This window comes from Acinetobacter sp. SCLZS86 (assembly GCF_021560715.1).
GTDB classification, from domain to species: domain Bacteria; phylum Pseudomonadota; class Gammaproteobacteria; order Pseudomonadales; family Moraxellaceae; genus Acinetobacter; species Acinetobacter towneri_A.
Genome location: NZ_CP090864.1, coordinates 2,251,661 through 2,269,536, shown reverse-complemented (window position 1 = coordinate 2,269,536; position 17,876 = coordinate 2,251,661). Strand labels below are relative to the sequence as shown.

Sequence of the window (17,876 nt, the reverse complement as noted above, 5' to 3'; positions counted from 1 at the left end):
TGCCCCTGAAACACACGGAAACTGGGGGAGAATTACGCCTGCTTATGCACGTGAATGGGTGATTATGATTACCAACTTTGCCTATTTAATTGACAGCCCTGAATTTAAACATATCTGGTTTAATCATAAAGCGGTGATGGGGCATAATTTCTTAGGTAATAAAGGTCAAGTGGTCGCAGATGGTGGTTTCTTTACCGAAGCAGATTATAAAAAAAATTATGATCAGATTATGAAGCGAGGCACGATCCGATTAGGCGTATCTACAATATGTGGCGGTGAAGTTTTAGGTGTAGATACTTGGTTATTCTATGCACATTACTTTAATACCAGTATTGGGATTATCGGACATGAATTTGGACACCATTGGGGCGGACATAGCAGTGCTTGGTCGCTCAGCGGATATGGTTTGCAAGAGGTGAATGGACAGTTACACCAATATTTGCAGCGCAAACAACGCTTGCCGTATATGGATCCAGATTTAAACAAGTTCCACTTAACGCCACGTGACCAAATGTACAATGGTGTGGCTGCGCATATGCGCACCCCTCGTCCAGATTCTCATGTGAATCATTTGGAAAGATACTTTGCAGCAAATCCGCTTAAAATAACCAAGTGATTTATATTTTGATTTCCCATCCAGCGCTTAACGCAGCGTTGGATGGTTTTTTTATGCGTTTTAAGATATACAATTCTCAATGAATATAATTCTACATACAGAGTTTCAACAAAACTTTCATAAAACTCTTTTATGATGTTTCTATCTTTATTTTATGCTGATATAAAACACAATTTATTCATCCATTCATGATCTTAAATATATTTAATTATTGGTTTTAAACTGTATTTTTATATAACAAGGAAAATAACATGACACAAAATATTGATCTCAATCAGCTGAAACAATATAACCTGATCACCTATATTTTATATTTAGTCGGTTTTGTGGTGGGGATTACAGGTTTAATTGCTATTATTATGAACTATGTCAAACGCAATGAAATGCGAGGAACATGGTTGGAAAGTCATGTCGATTGGCAAATTAAAACTTTTTGGTACAGTCTAATTGGCTATGTACTTGGCTTAATTTTAAGTGTGATTTTGATTGGATACCTGCTTATTTTGGTGGTATTTGTTTGGCATGTTTATCGTTTAGTGAAAGGTTTAATTGCCTTGAATGATAATAAACCGATTCAAGTTTAACCGTATTATATTTAATTACTCGTTTAATCAGGCAGGTGTAATATGCCTGCCTTGTAAACCGCCTGTATGAATCACCAAAATACGCTTTTTATGATTCAATTCATTTCTTTGTAGCATTTTTGACAATCCCCATAGCATTTTTCCAGTATAGACCTGTTCTAGGGGAATTTGATATTGATCTTCAAAGGCGCGAATAAACGTCAGTAATTCAGGTGTGGTTTTGGCATAACCGCCACAGCAAAACTCATCAGAGATCTGCCAATTTCTTTTTATGGTTAGTTGTTTGACATCCTGCGTTAAAAAATTTCCTTTTAAAGCAGAAAAACCCAAAATCTGTTGATGTGGATGACTCGCTTCAATCAAACCTGTAAGCGTGCCACCTGTACCAACGGCACAACAAATCAGATCAAACTGATGTAAATCATCGGCACTTAAAATTTCCTGACAGCCCTGAATTGCCAATGCGTTAGTGCCACCTTCAGGGAGAATATAGGCATCGGGATATTCATGCTGCAAATCCTGTAAAAAATCTGGACCACTTTTCTGACGATATATTTCACGTGAAACAAATTGAAATTGCATGCCCATTTTATGGGCTAAAGCCAAAGTTGAGTTAAAAGGGCGTTCTGCCAACTCTTCACCACGGATGATTGCTGTACTTTTCCAACCAAACAGCTGAGCGGCAAAAGCGGTTGCAGCAATATGATTTGAATATGCGCCACCAAAAGTTAGAACGTGTTGATAACCCTGTGCTTGCGCAGCTAAAAAATTATATTTTAATTTATAAAATTTATTGCCCGAAATATAGGGATGCACTAAGTCAAGGCGCTTTATCCATAGCTCACGGCCATAAAAATTAATACGTTGTAAAGGAATTTCTTGCGCGATGGTATCGAACATACAGATCAGCAATAAGATTAATCACATAATTATAAATGGCACGGTAACAAACACAATGAATTTACGTGCTGAATGAATGCTATGCTCGAACGATAAATATAAAAGAAGAACAGGAGAAAAAACATGTCATTCTTTTCTCATCAATGGTGTTCTTTATTTTTGCTTAGTGTGATTCTGGGTTTATGTGGATGTGATGCCGCAAGTGTGCAAGAAACACAAACGCAAAGCTCAAACAAAATAGAAACTCGCGGAGTGATTATGGTGGGCATGCCTGTACATGAACATCACTATCAATTGGTTACGGCATCTAGTAGGAAAATGAGCCATAAATAATTTGACCAAATAGTACAACCATGGAAATAAAAACCGTAAAATAGCTAAATTGATTTTGCTGCGTCAGGTGTTGGTTTTGGAATCCTTGCTTATATTAGGTTCAATTGCGATGGCATTAATGTTGGGGGCAATGAGTCCTGGGCCTACCTTTATTTATGTGGCAAAAAATTCGATAGCCATTTCACGTAAGCATGGTTTATTTACTGCTTTAGGCACGGGTACGGGTGCCGCAATTTTTGGTTTATTGGCGGTGATGGGGTTGCAGGCTATTTTATTGGCAGTGCCTTCAGCATATTTGCTGCTTAAAATTTGCGGTGGTTTATATCTGTTATTTTTGGCTTATAAAATTGTGAAGCATGCCAAAGAGCCTATTCAAACCAATCTTGCGGATGGGCAGCAAATGTCGCTTCGCCGTGCGTTTACCACAGGTTTAATTACGCAGTTATCTAACCCTAAAATTGCAATTGTGCTTGCCAGTATTTTTACGGCTTTGTTGCCTAAAGAAATTCCAACTTATTTTTATGTGGTGCTGCCAATTCTGTGTTTTTTTATTGATGCAGGTTGGTGCTCATTAGTTGCAGTGGCTTTGTCTGCAGAAAAACCACGTAAAGTCTATTTGAAGTTTAAAGCGGGTTTTGATCGGCTAGCAGGGGCAGTGATGACAGTGCTTGGGTTAAAGCTGATTTTTGGGATGAAGTGAGTAATATGTGTATAGTGCCTTCATTCAAACCTTCTCCTAAATGGAGAAGGTTTTTTAGAATCATTAATCTTTAAAATGAATAGGCATCCATTGATAGCTCTTTCTATCCTGAGAATAGATATGACCGATCCCTGGGAAGGGTAAATGAGGAGCTGCAATAGTCTGACCTTGCTTCGCATATTCGGCAAAATGTTTTAAACGGGTTTGTACCGCAGTTTTAGGATCAACATCGAATTCGATTGCTGTTTCAGGTTTGTCGAATTGCAATGTATGCGAATGTACGATGTCACCGATAAAAACGACTTCCTGATCTGCGACTTTCAGCTTAAAGCTGTAATGCCCTGGGGTATGGCCAAAGGATGGTTTAAATTGGATGTCACCCAATGCCAATGATTTGTCCGAGAATACCTTCACTTTTTTGGCTTTTTCATACGGCGCTAAAGCCGCTTTAATTTTTTCAACTGTGCTTAAGAAGCCTGCCTGTTTGTCTTTTGGCAGTTTCTTCACTGTCTTGGGATTCAGCCAGAAATCGTATTCTATTTTTGAAATATGCAAAGTGGCATTTGGATAATGCGCTACGCCGTTGTTGGAAATACCGCAAACATGGTCAGGGTGTAAATGTGTCAGAAAGACACCATTCACTTGTTCTGGTTGATGGCCTGAGGCTTTTAAATTGTTATAGATTGAACCTAAGTGATCGCCAAAGCAGCTGGCTGCACCGCTGTCGACCATCAAGAGTTGATTGCCTATATTGATCAGGAAGGCATTCACGGAAGTTTGGATGCCTTTGGCCTGGTCAGCATAGTATTTTTTGAGAATCTCGGTTTTTTCAGTGTCATTTAAGCCTTTAAACATGGATGGGTTGAGGTGGTTTGTACCATCGAGTAGGGCGGTGATTTGGGTATTGCCGATTTGATGATGGTAATAGCCCGCTACTTGTTTTTGTTGGGCAATAGTCGGTTCAGCAGCGTAAGTGGTGAGGGCTGTGGTGCTTAGAGCGAGTGCTAGGAATAGTGGTTTTAACGTTTTCATGGGTTTTTTGTAAGTTCTAAATGGATAAGTTATTTTTAGCATGAAAAAATTTGATTATCCATTTAGCGCTATATACAAATAAGGGTAATTCTTCTTCCTATAAATTAATCTTGGTCATAAGTTGACAAAAATAATTAATCATGCGAAAAAGTTTTTTTAGTTAACAGATGTTCACACATGCCTCGAATTGTTTCTGTACCACTTAGTTTAGAACAGCGAGAACGACTCATTTTTCTGGCCAAGCATGCAAAACATTGGCGTGAAAGACAACGTGCCCAAACTATTCTCTGGCTTTCTGAAGGTAAAAGTGTTGCGGAAGTTGCCACTCTACAAGAACGTATCCCAGAAACCATAAGGCTACAACGCCGACGTTGGGAATTGTATGAGTTTGAATCGATTAAAGAAGGTCATCGCTCAGGTCGGCCCAATACATTGATCTCAGACTATCAGGCAAAAATCCTAGATTGGGTCAATACAAGTCCACTCAATGCAGAACAAATCCGAGTCAAACTACATGAAGAATACGAAGTGTCCGTGTCTGTTGAAACCATTCGTAAGTTTTTACGTGATTCAGGTATGGTCTTCAAGCGTACCCGTCATAGCTTGAAAAAAAAGAGATCCGATTGCATTTGAACAAGCAACACAGCAGATTGAAAAATTACGAGAGCAAGCGGCACGTGGTGAAATTATATTAGGTTATGTTGATGAAACAGGGTTTTCATCTACACCTGATAACCGCTATGCATGGACAAAGATAGGTGATGTTCATGCGGTTGATGCAATAAGATTAAAACGAGTTAATGTCATGGGGTGTTTGCTTTCAACGGGGAAACTGGTGACAAGTTGTTTACAAGAGTCAGTTACAAGCACTTGGTTTTATGCCTATTTAACTGGAATAGCTCAACAAGTAAAACAGACTTATAACCTTCCATTGGTTCTTATTGTTGATAATGCCTCGATTCATAGAAGTAAAAAGATGGCTGATTACAGAGAGCTACTTAAAAGTAACTTTTCGACGAATTTGTATTTTATTCCAGCTTATAGCCCTGAGTTAAATCGAATCGAGATGGTATGGAAGCAGATGAAATATTATTAGCGAGATTTTCAAGTCATGACAGCTGATAAAATAGAGCAATGGGTGGAGAGAGTATCAAACCAATTCGGAAAAGAATACATGTTTACTTTTTAATGACAGCTTATCTCTAATGAAAAACCATTTTTGCTAAAGTTCTCATATTCATATTATTTTTCATTTCTTCAAACGCTTTAAAATCATCTTTTTTAGCTTGATAAAGCTGTTTAATTTCCTCATCACTTTCTAAGTTAAATAAAGATTTTAATCCACCAAAATGGTTCATAAAAGTTCCCCACTTATAGGCTTTCTTAAAACTTTTGTAGCCTTTAGGATTAGATAAACTAATTAAAAGATACTCTTCCAAAAAGCGTTCTTGATGCTTACCTGCAGCATAACGAATTGTTTCAAAAGCACTATCCATAAAATTTAATGCTTCTTGATACTGATTTTTCTTAAAAGCAAGAACACCGCGAATCCATTGTTCTAACCATGGATAAACGACATCATTTTTACATAATTTATAAGACTCAAACCATGTATCAAAAGATATTTTGTTCTCAAGGACATCAAGGTGACCTTGATGGTAATTTTCAATATTTGTTAAAAACTCTGTAGGATTCGCTTGTGATTGCAAATAGCGAAAACCATCTTTTAATGTAATTAAATTAAAATTAGCAGGAAAATTATCATCAGAATCAGATAGATCATTCGTATGACCTACTTGCTGTACATGTAAAGCTAATTCTTCACCAGCTTGTAAGCAGTTTGTTGAGAAAGATTCAAATACGGCAAAATTTACCATTTCATCCACATTTGTATTCTGTTCAATGCTATAAGGATCTTTTTCTATAAGATCTTTTTGTCTTCTAATAGCTTGTTTAACTTTATTCTTAAACATATAAAAATCTTTATGAATTGCATCTATGTATATCCGTAGCGTAGTAATAATGCTTTCTAAAGTATGTACCCCATAAACTTCTTTAATTTTCTGAATACAATATGTACAGAAACGTGCAATAGCTAAAAAGAATAAATATATTTCTTGTTTCTCTGCTGAAATGGAGTTAGCAATAAAAGCCCTATCAAATACAGCCTTGATACGACTGAATGGTGGAAGAGATTGGTTAGTTAGCCACTTTCGCGTATTCCAAATATCTTTTTCATCTTGGTTGTCCTCATTATTTTTCAATTGGTTTTTAAGTAAAATGTGAAATTCTTCGTGAGATAAGCTCTCTGAATTATAAATCCACTGTATAATATAGCTTAGAGGTGTTTGATCTTCTGATCCTAAAAACCAATAAAAATTTTGTGGTGCATGAATTTCTTGAAAAAAATCAGCATAACTTTCTTTATGTTTTAAGAGTGAGATGGGTAATCTAGGTAAAAGAGTAGAAAAGATAATAAACTCAAACGACTTCTTTTTTTCTAAATATGTATGATTATCTAAAACAGTAGCTAAATAACACTGAAAGAACTCTTTCAGTGTATCTAGAATGCTATTATGCAATTGATACGATGGAAAGAGATCAGTTATTGCATTAATTAAGGCTTGAACGTGATTACTGAAATTCTCTAGATAATTTGAACCATCTTCATCTGCTAATCTTTGAAGACTTTTTTGTAGACTTTTATTTTCAATTTTTAAATCTAAAATTTGTTCAGATTTAGATGGGATAATCCCTAAAGCATCATAAGCAAATTTAATTAAATCACCTTGCGATGGAAATTGTGCCAAAGCGTACATAAAAAAGCCCTCTTAATTATAAATGAAAAAAAGAAGCACTCTTTAGAATGCTTCTTAAAACTTAAAAATTACTTTTTATGATTTGGATTTAATTGCTGACCACGATTACCTTGAGCACGATCATAGGCAATATTAGTCCCATTTGTTCCTTTATTTGCATTTGATTGATTAGCTGAGTTACTTTGTGGGGTGGTTTGTTTACTCATTTTAAAATCTCCATGATGTTGTGTTTGAGTACACGCATCATAAAAAATTAAGAATTTAAACTCGAAGAATTTTGGCGACAAATTTTATTTGAGCTGAGTTATAAAAAAGCCCCTACATCAGTAGAGGCTTTTTATCTTAATCTCAAATATTAAGACACTTTATCACCCGGTTTAGCACCACTTTCAGGTGAAATCACCCAAACACCTTCGCCATTACCCGCAGCGAGTACCATCCCGTTAGAAATACCAAAACGCATTTTACGTGGTGCAAGGTTAGCCACCATCACCACCAATTTGCCTTTTAAATCTTCTGGTTGATAAAATTCACGAATACCGCTAAACACGTTACGAGGTTCAGCTTCACCAACATTTAAAGTCAGTTGAAGAAGCTTATCAGAACCTTCAACAGTAGCCACTTCAAGAACTTCTGCAACACGTAAATCAATTTTGACAAAGTCATCAATGGTGATAATTTCTGCTTCACCTACTTTAGGCTCTGCTTTTTTCTCTTTGGCTTTTTCCTTTTTCTTTTCAGTTTTTGGTGCTTCAGCAGGAGCAGCTAAAGAATCCTTAGATGCATCTACCATAGCAGCCACAGCTTTCGGGTCTACACGTTGCATGAGTGGTTGGAACAACGCAATTTCATGACCGACTAAAACAGTTTTACATGATTCAAAGTTAAAGCTATCTAACTGTAAGAAGGCTTGAACTTGTTCAGCCAAGGTTGGCAGTACAGGCGCAAGATAAATGGCCAATTGACGGAACAGGTTAATCCCTACAGAACATACATCATGTACTTGTTGTTCTTCACCTTCAATTTTGGCTAAAGCCCAAGGCTTTTTCTCATCAATATATTGGTTGGCGCGGTCAGCAAGCGCCATAATTTCACGAATAGCAGTAGAAAATTCACGCGCTTCGTATGCTTTGGCAATTGAATCACCTGCAGCAATAAAGCTTTGTACCAACTCAGGTTCTGCGCAGTTTGCACTTAATTTGTTATCAAATTTGGTGTTGATGAATTTGGCACAACGGCTGGCAATGTTCACCACTTTACCTACAAGGTCAGAGTTTACTTTCTGCACAAAATCATCCAGATTTAAGTCAGAGTCTTCAACTTTGTCAGACAGTTTTGAGGCAAAGTAATAGCGTAAATATTCAGGGTTTAAATGCTGTAAATATGTTTCTGCTTTAATAAATGTGCCGCGAGATTTTGACATTTTTTGACCATTTACAGTCAAGAAGCCATTTACAAATAAACCTGTAGGGGTGCGATAACCCGCACCATCTAACATCGCAGGCCAGAATAAAGCGTGGAAATAGACGATGTCTTTACCAATGAAGTGATAGACTTCTTTGTCTGAATCTTTTTTCCAATAATCGTCAAAATTCAGGTCGGGGCGTTTGGTTTTTACGTAGTTTTCAAAACTCGACATATAACCAATTGGCGCATCAACCCAGACATAAAAATATTTATTTGGTGCATCTGGAATTTCAAAACCAAAATATGGTGCATCACGTGAAATATCCCAGTCATTTAAACCGTTTTCAAACCATTCATCCAATTTGTTGGCAATTGAAACTGGCAAACGACCTTCATCGCGCGTCCATTTTTGTAAATATTCACCAAAATTAGGCAATTTAAAGAAGTAATGATCTGATGATTTTTCTACAGGCGTTGCACCGCTCAAAGTCGATTTTGGATTAATCAGCTCAGTCGCGTTATAGGTTGTGCCGCAAACTTCGCAAGAGTCGCCGTATTGATCTTCTGCTTTACATTTCGGGCACGTGCCTTTAATGAAACGATCAGACAAAAACATGCCTTTTTCAGGATCAAATAATTGCGTAACAGGACGAACAGCAATATTGCCTGCATCACGGTTTTTGACATAAATTTCACTGGCACGTGCGCGGTTGGTGTCGCTATGCGTTGAATCATAATGATCAAAATGCACGCCAAAACCGTCAAAATCACGAATGTGTTCTTGTTGCACATTGGCAATTTGCTGTTCAGGGCTAATCCCGTTGGCTTCGGCACGCAGCATGATTGCTGTACCATGCGCATCATCCGCACAGACATAAGTCACGTCATGTCCCATTGCACGCATGGCGCGAACCCAGATATCTGCCTGGATATAACCGAGTAAGTGACCCATATGGATCGGACCATTGGCGTATGGTAGGGCGTTAGTGACTAAAATTTGACGCACGGATATAACTCTCTCAAATAGGGACGATGCAATTCGGGCAATTTTACCTTAGATAGCACATAGATGCACAAGGGATTCCATGAATTCTTTTCAAATCCGCCTAGAAGGCTAAATACAATATCTAAACAAGCTCTTGGTCTGCATTTGAAGATAAACCATGTTGAAAACCAAGCAATATACTCAGAATTAAGTATTTCAGTGAAAGCACGACTTAACCTTATACTGAATTATCGTTACACTATGAAAATCGCGGTATTTCCAAACTTTGGAGTAAATCTATGTCTTGGCTTTCTTCACTTAAATCAGTTTTTTCACCTTCGCATACGGTGAATGAGGAAGCTATTCAGCACGTGCTACAAAGTTATGTATTGCCTGAATCTGAACATGCTTTAAAAGACCGTATTTCTCAAGTGAATGTGCAAGGTGACATCCTGCAAATCACCATCAATACTTATCCTGAAGAAAAACAACATTTACAACAAATTCATGATGAACTGGCAGATGCTTTAGAAAAATGCGGCATTAAAGAACTGAATATGCATGTGATTCAGCAGAAATCTGGACAGAAAAAAGAAAGTTGTGGGCATCAACATGCTGAAGGTGAAAGCTGCTCAACATCGACCACACAGACCGTAGCATCTCATTTACCGCCAGTAGTCGATGCTGCAGGTCAAAGTTCAATGCAAGAAGCCGATCCGAATAATCCACCGATTCAAAAAGCTGCGCCACAACAGCGCGATGTGCCGAAACATCCGCGTATTCAAAACGTAATTTTGGTATCTTCGGGCAAAGGCGGGGTTGGAAAATCTACCACTACTGTAAATTTGGCTTTGGCATTACAAAAGCTAGGCTTAAAAGTTGGCGTATTGGATGCCGATATTTATGGTCCAAGTATTCCGACCATGCTCGGCAATGCAGGCAAAACTCCAATGATTGAAGCTGAGCAATTTGTACCATTGGATGCTTTTGGGATGCCTGTGTTATCCATCGGACATTTAACAGGTGATCACAATACACCTGTAGCGTGGCGTGGACCAAAAGCCACAGGTGCATTAATGCAGCTCTTTAATCAAACTTTATGGCCAGATTTAGATGTGTTGATGATTGATATGCCACCAGGAACGGGGGATATTCAATTGACACTTGCACAGCGTATTCCTGTAACGGGAGCGGTGATTGTGACTACACCACAAAATGTTGCCTTAATGGATGCTGTCAAAGGCATCGAACTATTTAATCGTGTGCAAATCCCTGTCATGGGCGTAATTGAGAATATGTCGACGCATATCTGCTCAAACTGCGGCTACGAAGAACAAATTTTTGGTCAAGGTGGTGGCGATAAACTGGCAGAACAATATGCCATTCCGTTACTTGGGCGTTTACCATTGAATGTCAGTATTCGTGAAAATGTCGATGCAGGTACGCCGTCAGTGATTGCAGGCGATGATGCTGCCGATAGTTACATTGCGATTGCTCAGCAAATTGCAAAAAAACTGCCTAAAGCTGAAAAAGATCAGAATCGTATTTTCTAGTGAGGGATCTCAGCTTGGAATGATTGCAGTTGCAGTCATTAAGTTATCATTCTTTAAATTTTGACTGATTCATCTTTAAAAGCTAAGTCACAATATTTTGAAAATTTGGCTCACTTCGGTGAGCTATTTTTTTTGATTAAAAAATACACAAGCATCTGATTTAATGGTGTTTAATCTCTAAATATCCTAAAAATGTTAAGATAAAATGACTTATAAGTTACCATTTAATTAAAAAATATTTTTTATATAAGTAATTGAATAAGAATAATAAATTTAAAATGTTAAACTGATCAAGAATTTGTCTTACAAAATACTTTTTGCCAATTGCAATGAACTATTTTAATCTGCGCTCATTCAGTAGTGAGGTCAATGCATGATTTCATGGTTTTTTATCGGTTTGGTGATCACAATTTTATTGACACCAGGGCCAACCAATACCTTGCTTGCATCATCAGGTATTCAGGTTGGTATCCGCAAATCTTTCCGATTAATTCCAGCAGAAGCATTGGGTTATTTGATTTCTATTACACTTTGGGGTGCCTTAATTGGTACGGTGTCTACTCATCTCCCGTTGTTGCCCACCATTCTAAAATTATTCAGTGCAAGCTATATTATTTTCTTGGCGATTAAATTATGGCGCACGGCTAAAGTAGAGCAAAGCTTTAATCAACCTACGATCCGTGCGAGTGAGCTATTTTTAGCGACTTTACTGAATCCTAAAGCATTGTTGTTCGCCTCTGCAATTTTCCCAACGATTGCATGGGTAAAAGCAGACTATTATGTGGCACACATGTTGGCATTTTTATGTTTAATCGTGCCGATTGCTTTTTTCTGGACATTTATTGGTTCGGTGCTCGCTAAAAATAATATTAGCTGGCTCAATCAGTGCAATCTACAAAAAACAGCTTCTATTGTGTTGCTGAGCTTTTCAATTCCTTTAAGTTATTCGGCTTTGTTGAGTCTATAAAGCTAAAGTTGTGTCCACCACAAATAATCATTGCACTTAAAAAAGCGGTGCGAGGGAAACGGCTGGTTTTCATTAACTTAGATTTCAGTTAAAGTACAGCACAGTTAAACATTCATATTTTGGATAGAAAATAAATGGCAATTAAGTCTGATCGTTGGATTCGTGAAATGAGCGAAAAACACGGCATGATTGAACCGTATGCAGAAAACCAAGTTCGCTTTGACGAAAATGGAGAGAAACTCATCTCCTATGGTGTTTCTAGCTATGGTTATGACGTACGTTGTGCACGTGAATTTAAAGTCTTTACCAATGTTCACTCAGCAATTGTCGATCCAAAAAACTTTGATGAAAAAAGTTTTATCGATATTGAATCAGATGTGTGCATCATTCCGCCAAACTCGTTTGCCTTGGCGCGTACCGTTGAATATTTCCGTATTCCGCGCAATGTATTAACCGTGTGTTTAGGTAAATCGACCTATGCACGTTGCGGTATTATTGTGAATGTGACGCCACTGGAACCAGAGTGGGAAGGTCATGTAACTTTAGAATTTTCCAATACCACGAACTTACCTGCACGTATTTATGCAGGCGAAGGTGTGGCACAAATGTTGTTCTTTGAATCAGATGAAGTCTGCGAAACTTCGTACAAAGACCGTGGTGGTAAATATCAAGGGCAGACAGGCGTTACCTTGCCTAAAGCATAAGTTATTAACTCATCATAATTTTTCTGTTGAACAAGCGAGCCCATGTGCTCGCTTTTTTTTCATTCATCGGAAAGCTGTGCAGTTTAGCCAGTTTGTTTTGCATTTGCATAAATATTCAGCATAATTAAATATGAGAATGCTTTGGCATAATCACGTTTTTAAGGATAAAAACACTCAAATAAATAGCCAAGCTGTAGATAAATAAAAAAAGATGCGGAGCATCAGATAAAAGGAAGGTCGAGATGACTGAACACGCAATTACTTACCCTTTTCGTAAGCATTGCTTAGCCACTGCGATAGGCTTATTTTTGGCGAACCCGAGTTATGCTTTACAAGCACTCTCCGATGACTCTTTGTCAAATACCACAGGCGAAGGGGTTGCTTTAGTCCTTGATGATTTCAAAATGGTGTTTCAGCAACCGAATGACCTATCAACAGGGTCGAGCTATACACGTGGGTTAGAAAACCCAAGTCAATATGATACGGGCTTTATTCGTATTATCCCGACGGGGGAGAATTATCAGAATATTTCAGAACATACCTATAAGAAAGTTTATAATCAGGTTTATGATGCTGAATATTTGGCAGGTGTTTCAACTACATCAACATTATATCAAAGTACCTATACAACGACTTTTAATAACTATAAAACACAAAATTATAGCTCTACAAAAACAGCAGTGAGCAGTGAAATCTCAGTTGGTGTACGTCAAAGTCTAGTAGCAGAATACTTTGAATCTGACCTAATGCAAGAATATTATCAACAGCGTTATACTGATTATTATAATGAAGGAAGGATTAATGCGACGAAGGATGGAACGACTATTCCTAGTGCTGCAAATCCAACTTGGAGGAATAAAGATGCATCTACCAAGTATGCATTACAGAATACCTATGAAATGATTGAAATTTTATATGGTAATAGAAGTACTCAAACTGTACCTTCAACACAGTGGACGCAAGGGGTTACAAGAGTTAATCATATTGATACTGAGGTTGCTCAAACTGTAGAAACTGTAACTCAAGAGCGGCTAAACCTTGAGGGTGATAAAGTTGCAAAAGCAGCAGCTACAAATGCAATCAAAGAATTAGAATTATTAGCAGTAAATAACGCAACTCAAGCAGCAAAAACAGCAGCAGCACAAACTTCAGTGGGTTCACTCAGAACTAAAGCAGATGTCTTTATTTATGGTCTGGCATTATCTAAAAGTGATAACTCATTAAGCAGTCGTTATAGCAATCAAGGCTTTAACTGGGGTTCAGCAGATAACCCATGGTTATTCCGTGCAGGCACAGAAAAAGTAAAACAATTTAAAAATGTAGAAAAAGATGTTGGTTATTTAGCATTAGAGGCACCGCTCGCAACTACAACGCCAACTGAAAGTGATAATAATATTAAATTGGGTTTTTGGACTGATATTTTTTCGCGTCAGTTGAACTCAAGCGCAGAGGTTGATCCGAGCACTGGAGCACCAAAATCGGGTTTAGATAAAGAGCACCGTTTACGTACTCAGTTTATTGCCAATGGTTTAAGTTTAAATGGTTCACAGACTCGACTATTTCAGACTTTAGACTCGGATAACCCAAATCATCATCAAACCTTGGGTATGGCAAGTGTATTGCGTTTAAATACCAATGATAATCCTGCGAATTTAAGTTTCACAGACTCAAACTTAGACAGTAAAGGAATTCGCATTAGTACAGCAGCAAAGTCAGACACTTTAGATGGAACTGCGGTCACACCAGCAATAGATGGTTCATTAGCACCAGTTTTTCATGATATAGAAGGTTTGTATTTATACAGCCCAAATATCAATTTAGTTTTAGGGAATATGTATCAGCCTTTTGTGGTTGGTTCTGAGGGCAATAATATTGTGCTGGAAGTAACACGTATTCCGAATGTTCCTGAAATTTACAATAAAATTTATCAAAATTATGAAGATGGAAAGGGTGGATATTTAGGTTCTACAGCATTTACAGGTTCTACCTGTAATGTGGTGAGCTGTGGCACACCGCTAAAAGCCAATGCCAATGACAGTGCTGCGATGTATCAAGGACGTAATGCGACGCATAGTAGTATTGCAATTGGTACTGTAGAACGCTTGCCAAATAATATGTTGCGTGCCAAGGATCATGATAATGCTACAGGTGTTGTATTTAAAGGTGTGGATGGTACTGCTAAGAATCTAGGTTCAGTTGCAATAGATGGTGTGCTGATTCAGCACCTTAAATTTAAAACAACAGGTCTATAAAAGGAGAATCATCATGTTGAAAAAACTGATTTGTATTGCATTGATGTGTAGTCCTTTGACCCATGCCAATTTAATTGCACTGGAAAATCATGAATTAACGCAGGCTACTGGTCAAGGTGGAGCAGACCTCAGTTGGACGTTATCGTTAAACCATGAATATGCCGAAAATTTAGAACTCAGCAATATTTCTAAATTTAATGGTGGGACTAAACCTACAGAAGTTTATTATCGCTATAGTAAAAATTGTGCTGACAATAATGTGCTTTGTCGTTTAGCCATTGCACCCAATAACCATGAAGATAATAACGGCAATAAAAAATGGCTGGTATTTAAACAAATTCAGGGCACCATACAAATAGATAAATTTTCTTTAGATGGCACGACTATTATTAACTATAAAAATGACCCACAAACGGCAATGCAGCTTAAGTTTTATGATGATAAGCCATTAAAAATAAGAAATTTGGGTTTCGCTGCATTATCTATTGAAACAGGTACAGGGCAGGGAGCAAATGAAGGTTATGCAAATTCAGAGGTATATACCAAATTTCAAGGAAGAAATTATCAACAAGATGGTAGTTATAACTTAGTTCAGCAAGATGTACCTTTGTTTGATCAGGGCGCTGAAAAAGGATTTATGGGCTTAAATATTCACGGCAATATGCACATGTCTGGCAATGTGAAAATATTTAGCTACAATTGTACAGGTTCAGCAGCAAGTCGTTGTTGAATATAGGATTAAGTACAGTATAGGGAAATAACAATGAAAAAAATAATGCAGTTGAATTTATTAACATTGAGCGTACTTTGTGCGCAACAAGTGTATGCTTTAGAGCTGATTGCAGACCAGCATTTGTCTGATGTAAGTGGGCAAGATGGTATTGTAATCACCCATGAAATGTCTAAAGCCACGATTAATCAAGTCAATTGGTATGATCCTGATTTAGTGGCTGGAACTCAACAGGGTTTAGGCTTACATAATGTAGAAATTAAAGGACAGAATAACCAGCCTATTATCAGTAAGCTTGCTTTAGATGTGGGGAAAACTGATGTTGGCGCAGGTGTGCGTATCGATGCGAGTATTGATGCTTTTCAATCGACTGCAGATTTAAACTTGGTCAAAAAAAACTGTGTCGGAAATAGTTGTACTAAAGAAACACAAAGCTTGGGTCAGTTCGGCTTAGAAACTAAATCACCTTTAAAAGTTTTATTAGAAACCAAAGCAGGTTTATTCAATCAAAATGAAACGGCACATTTAAACTTCCAGTTACAGAATGCCAAAATTAGTCATGGTTTAGGTAAGCATAAATTATCTATGCATGATTTTAACTTTAATTTTGCGACTGACGGCTATATGTACATTGATGCCGATGAGGGATTGGTCTTTACCACTAAAAATGGCACCACCGACCATTTTGTGAATCTTGGACGAGTGAAAGACCTGAGTGATGTTGCTAGTAGCCGACAAAATGCAACTAACCCTGGGGTCAATATTGACTTGCGTTATGATGATAAAAATTTAATTCGCTTTGGTGCATCAGGTGCGGTAAGCAATGCGAAATTGTTTTTTAATGGGCATCAAAAAAATGTTGCCAATTTTGACGTTTCGAATAAGGTCAATGGTGTAATTGAAACTAAAAATACCGCAGTTACAGGCTACGATACTGTGGTGGGGCAAGGTGGTTTGCATTTGGGCTTATCTGCTGATTTTACCAATCAAAATACGGCAGGCTTGGCTGCAGGGCAATTACCAACAACCTTAGAAATTGGGCACACAGGAAAAGGCAGTTATGCGGTTGAGTTTTCGAATTTAAGACCGCTAACCACACGTGATGCACAAGGTAATTTACACAATAAAAATGCCTCTATCGATTTTGGCGATATTTATATTAATACCGTACAAGCGAAAAACCTCAATTTTTTAGTCAATGAAAATATTAAAAATACCATTGGTGCAACCAGTCCTATTTTAAACCAGTTGCTATCGAGTAAGCTTGAAGGTGACCAGTTCTCACTGATCGCTGTTCGTGGTATGGACTTTCAGTCTATTGCAGCCAAAGCTAGAATTATTTCTGACAACTCTTTAAATGAATTGACAGGAGATGGTGGTTCTTGGGGTATTGGGATTCCAATTTATAATTTAAATGCCAATGTGGCCTTGTCGGGTAAACAATATCTGTCACCTTATGATGGAACGAACAAAACTGGAATTGGTTATAACGCTATTGTTTCTACCGAAGGTTATGGCATTGATTCAAAAACAGGCTTACCAAGTACCACTTCTATTATCTTAATTGACGGGCAAGACAGCCTGCATGCTGGTGAAGCTGTCAACTATTATGCTGGTTTAAGAAATATTGATGCATTAATTCAGTCCGACGGTGTGATTGGTTATGAAGATGAAGGGATTTATATTCGTGCAGATCATTTATTGATTGCAGCAAAAGCAGAGTTAGCGATTGGACAATTACCAGGTTCAAAGTACAACTGCGTCACAGGATCAACTAAATGCGGTGGCTTTGTACCTTACGATAATTTCTCTAAGAAAGATGATGTGTTGACCACAATTGCTTTTAAATTAGATGGCAATGGTGAATTGTTGGTAATTCCTGGAGTGGATCCTACCGATACTAATCCGAACTCAAACTTTTTGTCTTTTGATGCGAACTTTAAGTTTAGAAGTTTAGATAGCACAGAAAAGGCAGATCCGAAGAACTTAGGTAGTTATTTTAGTTTAATTAATGAAGATCAAGTGAATAATGAAACTGTTCAAACTTCTTCAATAAACTTGAATCGAATGGAAGGTCATTTAGGTGTTAAAGGAAAAGTTGTTGTCAGTGCAGATACGGTCACTTTAGACAATCAAGTTAAATTTAATTATAAAAATGATATTGCTCAACCCTTTAAAACAGACTTTGCAATGTCTACCAATGGCAATATGCAGAAAATCGCATCTGTCGTGCTTACAGGTGGAACCATGCGCAGCACATTGGGCATTACGCCACGCTAAAGGATAGAAATAAA

Annotated in this window: 16 protein-coding genes and 1 pseudogene; 12 read left to right on the top strand and 5 right to left on the bottom strand. The window is 37.6% G+C overall.

The window, feature by feature from the left end; genetic code table 11:
• Positions 1 to 64 precede the first annotated feature (64 nt).
• Positions 65 to 616 carry a hypothetical protein gene (locus tag LZP46_RS10890; protein ID WP_236093837.1) on the top strand — a complete coding sequence of 184 codons (552 nt, stop codon included), beginning with the start codon at positions 65 to 67 and terminating at the stop codon, positions 614 to 616.
• Between the two features lie 251 nt (positions 617 to 867).
• On the top strand, positions 868 to 1,200 hold the full coding sequence (locus LZP46_RS10885) for a DUF4870 family protein (protein ID WP_236093836.1): 333 nt from the start codon (positions 868 to 870) through the stop codon (positions 1,198 to 1,200).
• A 27-nt stretch (positions 1,201 to 1,227) separates the two neighbouring features.
• Here LZP46_RS10885 and LZP46_RS10880 read toward each other — a convergent pair whose 3' ends face one another.
• Positions 1,228 to 2,100, bottom strand: a complete 873-nt coding sequence (locus LZP46_RS10880; RefSeq protein ID WP_236093835.1) for a 1-aminocyclopropane-1-carboxylate deaminase/D-cysteine desulfhydrase — start codon at positions 2,098 to 2,100, stop codon at positions 1,228 to 1,230.
• Positions 2,101 to 2,223: 123 nt separating this feature from the next.
• Between LZP46_RS10880 and LZP46_RS10875 the strand changes: the two genes are divergently transcribed.
• The gene (locus LZP46_RS10875) at positions 2,224 to 2,433 is read left to right on the top strand and encodes an NF038215 family lipoprotein (protein WP_236093834.1); all 210 of its coding nucleotides are present in this window, start codon (positions 2,224 to 2,226) and stop codon (positions 2,431 to 2,433) included.
• Positions 2,434 to 2,509: 76 nt separating this feature from the next.
• Complete coding sequence (locus LZP46_RS10870) at positions 2,510 to 3,133, top strand: LysE family translocator (RefSeq protein WP_236093833.1); 624 nt, start codon at positions 2,510 to 2,512, stop codon at positions 3,131 to 3,133.
• Positions 3,134 to 3,196: 63 nt separating this feature from the next.
• Here LZP46_RS10870 and LZP46_RS10865 read toward each other — a convergent pair whose 3' ends face one another.
• Positions 3,197 to 4,165, bottom strand: coding sequence for an MBL fold metallo-hydrolase (locus LZP46_RS10865; protein WP_236093832.1), 969 nt, complete (start codon positions 4,163 to 4,165; stop codon positions 3,197 to 3,199).
• A 177-nt stretch (positions 4,166 to 4,342) separates the two neighbouring features.
• On the opposite strand from LZP46_RS10865, the gene LZP46_RS10860 reads away from it, so the two are divergent.
• Together LZP46_RS10860 and LZP46_RS10855 are read left to right on the top strand one after the other, a co-directional pair.
• Entirely contained in the window at positions 4,343 to 4,798 is a 456-nt protein-coding gene (locus LZP46_RS10860) for a helix-turn-helix domain-containing protein (protein WP_004973749.1), read from the top strand.
• Positions 4,788 to 5,354, top strand: a pseudogene (locus LZP46_RS10855) (IS630 family transposase). The gene LZP46_RS10860 and the pseudogene LZP46_RS10855 overlap by 11 nt, the downstream one beginning before the upstream one ends.
• A 13-nt stretch (positions 5,355 to 5,367) precedes the next feature.
• On the opposite strand, the gene LZP46_RS10850 reads toward LZP46_RS10855, so the two are convergent.
• The 3 genes from LZP46_RS10850 to metG form a co-directional block, all read right to left on the bottom strand.
• Positions 5,368 to 6,984 carry a hypothetical protein gene (locus LZP46_RS10850; RefSeq protein ID WP_236093831.1) on the bottom strand — a complete coding sequence of 539 codons (1,617 nt, stop codon included), beginning with the start codon at positions 6,982 to 6,984 and terminating at the stop codon, positions 5,368 to 5,370.
• Positions 6,985 to 7,052: 68 nt separating this feature from the next.
• Complete coding sequence (locus LZP46_RS10845) at positions 7,053 to 7,190, bottom strand: hypothetical protein (RefSeq protein ID WP_236093830.1); 138 nt, start codon at positions 7,188 to 7,190, stop codon at positions 7,053 to 7,055.
• Between the two features lie 149 nt (positions 7,191 to 7,339).
• Positions 7,340 to 9,397 carry a methionine--tRNA ligase gene (gene metG / locus LZP46_RS10840; RefSeq protein ID WP_236093829.1) on the bottom strand — a complete coding sequence of 686 codons (2,058 nt, stop codon included), beginning with the start codon at positions 9,395 to 9,397 and terminating at the stop codon, positions 7,340 to 7,342.
• 278 nt (positions 9,398 to 9,675) lie between these two features.
• Here metG and apbC point away from each other — a divergent pair, with 278 nt between their 5' ends.
• The 6 genes from apbC to LZP46_RS10810 all read left to right on the top strand — a co-directional run bounded on the left by apbC (position 9,676) and on the right by LZP46_RS10810 (position 17,862).
• On the top strand, positions 9,676 to 10,929 hold the full coding sequence (gene apbC / locus LZP46_RS10835; RefSeq protein WP_236093828.1) for an iron-sulfur cluster carrier protein ApbC: 1,254 nt from the start codon (positions 9,676 to 9,678) through the stop codon (positions 10,927 to 10,929).
• 373 nt (positions 10,930 to 11,302) lie between these two features.
• Positions 11,303 to 11,896 carry a LysE family translocator gene (locus tag LZP46_RS10830; protein WP_236093827.1) on the top strand — a complete coding sequence of 198 codons (594 nt, stop codon included), beginning with the start codon at positions 11,303 to 11,305 and terminating at the stop codon, positions 11,894 to 11,896.
• A 134-nt stretch (positions 11,897 to 12,030) separates the two neighbouring features.
• Positions 12,031 to 12,600: a dCTP deaminase gene (gene dcd / locus LZP46_RS10825; protein ID WP_004975507.1), complete on the top strand. Its 570-nt coding sequence runs from the start codon at positions 12,031 to 12,033 to the stop codon at positions 12,598 to 12,600.
• A 242-nt stretch (positions 12,601 to 12,842) separates the two neighbouring features.
• Positions 12,843 to 14,852 carry a hypothetical protein gene (locus tag LZP46_RS10820; protein WP_236093826.1) on the top strand — a complete coding sequence of 670 codons (2,010 nt, stop codon included), beginning with the start codon at positions 12,843 to 12,845 and terminating at the stop codon, positions 14,850 to 14,852.
• Positions 14,853 to 14,865: 13 nt separating this feature from the next.
• On the top strand, positions 14,866 to 15,582 hold the full coding sequence (locus LZP46_RS10815) for a hypothetical protein (RefSeq protein ID WP_236093825.1): 717 nt from the start codon (positions 14,866 to 14,868) through the stop codon (positions 15,580 to 15,582).
• 33 nt (positions 15,583 to 15,615) lie between these two features.
• Positions 15,616 to 17,862: a DUF6160 family protein gene (locus LZP46_RS10810; RefSeq protein WP_236093824.1), complete on the top strand. Its 2,247-nt coding sequence runs from the start codon at positions 15,616 to 15,618 to the stop codon at positions 17,860 to 17,862.
• The last annotated feature ends 14 nt before the right edge of the window (positions 17,863 to 17,876 follow it).

Coding starts and splice junctions, on each gene's coding strand:
- LZP46_RS10860 (WP_004973749.1), top strand. CDS start 4,343: ATGCCTCGAATTGTTTCTGTACCACTTAGTTTAGAACAGCGAGAACGA.
- apbC (WP_236093828.1), top strand. CDS start 9,676: ATGTCTTGGCTTTCTTCACTTAAATCAGTTTTTTCACCTTCGCATACG.
- LZP46_RS10830 (WP_236093827.1), top strand. CDS start 11,303: ATGATTTCATGGTTTTTTATCGGTTTGGTGATCACAATTTTATTGACA.
- LZP46_RS10810 (WP_236093824.1), top strand. CDS start 15,616: ATGAAAAAAATAATGCAGTTGAATTTATTAACATTGAGCGTACTTTGT.
- LZP46_RS10875 (WP_236093834.1), top strand. CDS start 2,224: ATGTCATTCTTTTCTCATCAATGGTGTTCTTTATTTTTGCTTAGTGTG.
- LZP46_RS10880 (WP_236093835.1), bottom strand. CDS start 2,100: ATGTTCGATACCATCGCGCAAGAAATTCCTTTACAACGTATTAATTTT.
- LZP46_RS10850 (WP_236093831.1), bottom strand. CDS start 6,984: ATGTACGCTTTGGCACAATTTCCATCGCAAGGTGATTTAATTAAATTT.
- LZP46_RS10845 (WP_236093830.1), bottom strand. CDS start 7,190: ATGAGTAAACAAACCACCCCACAAAGTAACTCAGCTAATCAATCAAAT.
- LZP46_RS10865 (WP_236093832.1), bottom strand. CDS start 4,165: ATGAAAACGTTAAAACCACTATTCCTAGCACTCGCTCTAAGCACCACA.
- LZP46_RS10815 (WP_236093825.1), top strand. CDS start 14,866: ATGTTGAAAAAACTGATTTGTATTGCATTGATGTGTAGTCCTTTGACC.
- LZP46_RS10890 (WP_236093837.1), top strand. CDS start 65: ATGATTACCAACTTTGCCTATTTAATTGACAGCCCTGAATTTAAACAT.
- dcd (WP_004975507.1), top strand. CDS start 12,031: ATGGCAATTAAGTCTGATCGTTGGATTCGTGAAATGAGCGAAAAACAC.
- LZP46_RS10820 (WP_236093826.1), top strand. CDS start 12,843: ATGACTGAACACGCAATTACTTACCCTTTTCGTAAGCATTGCTTAGCC.
- LZP46_RS10885 (WP_236093836.1), top strand. CDS start 868: ATGACACAAAATATTGATCTCAATCAGCTGAAACAATATAACCTGATC.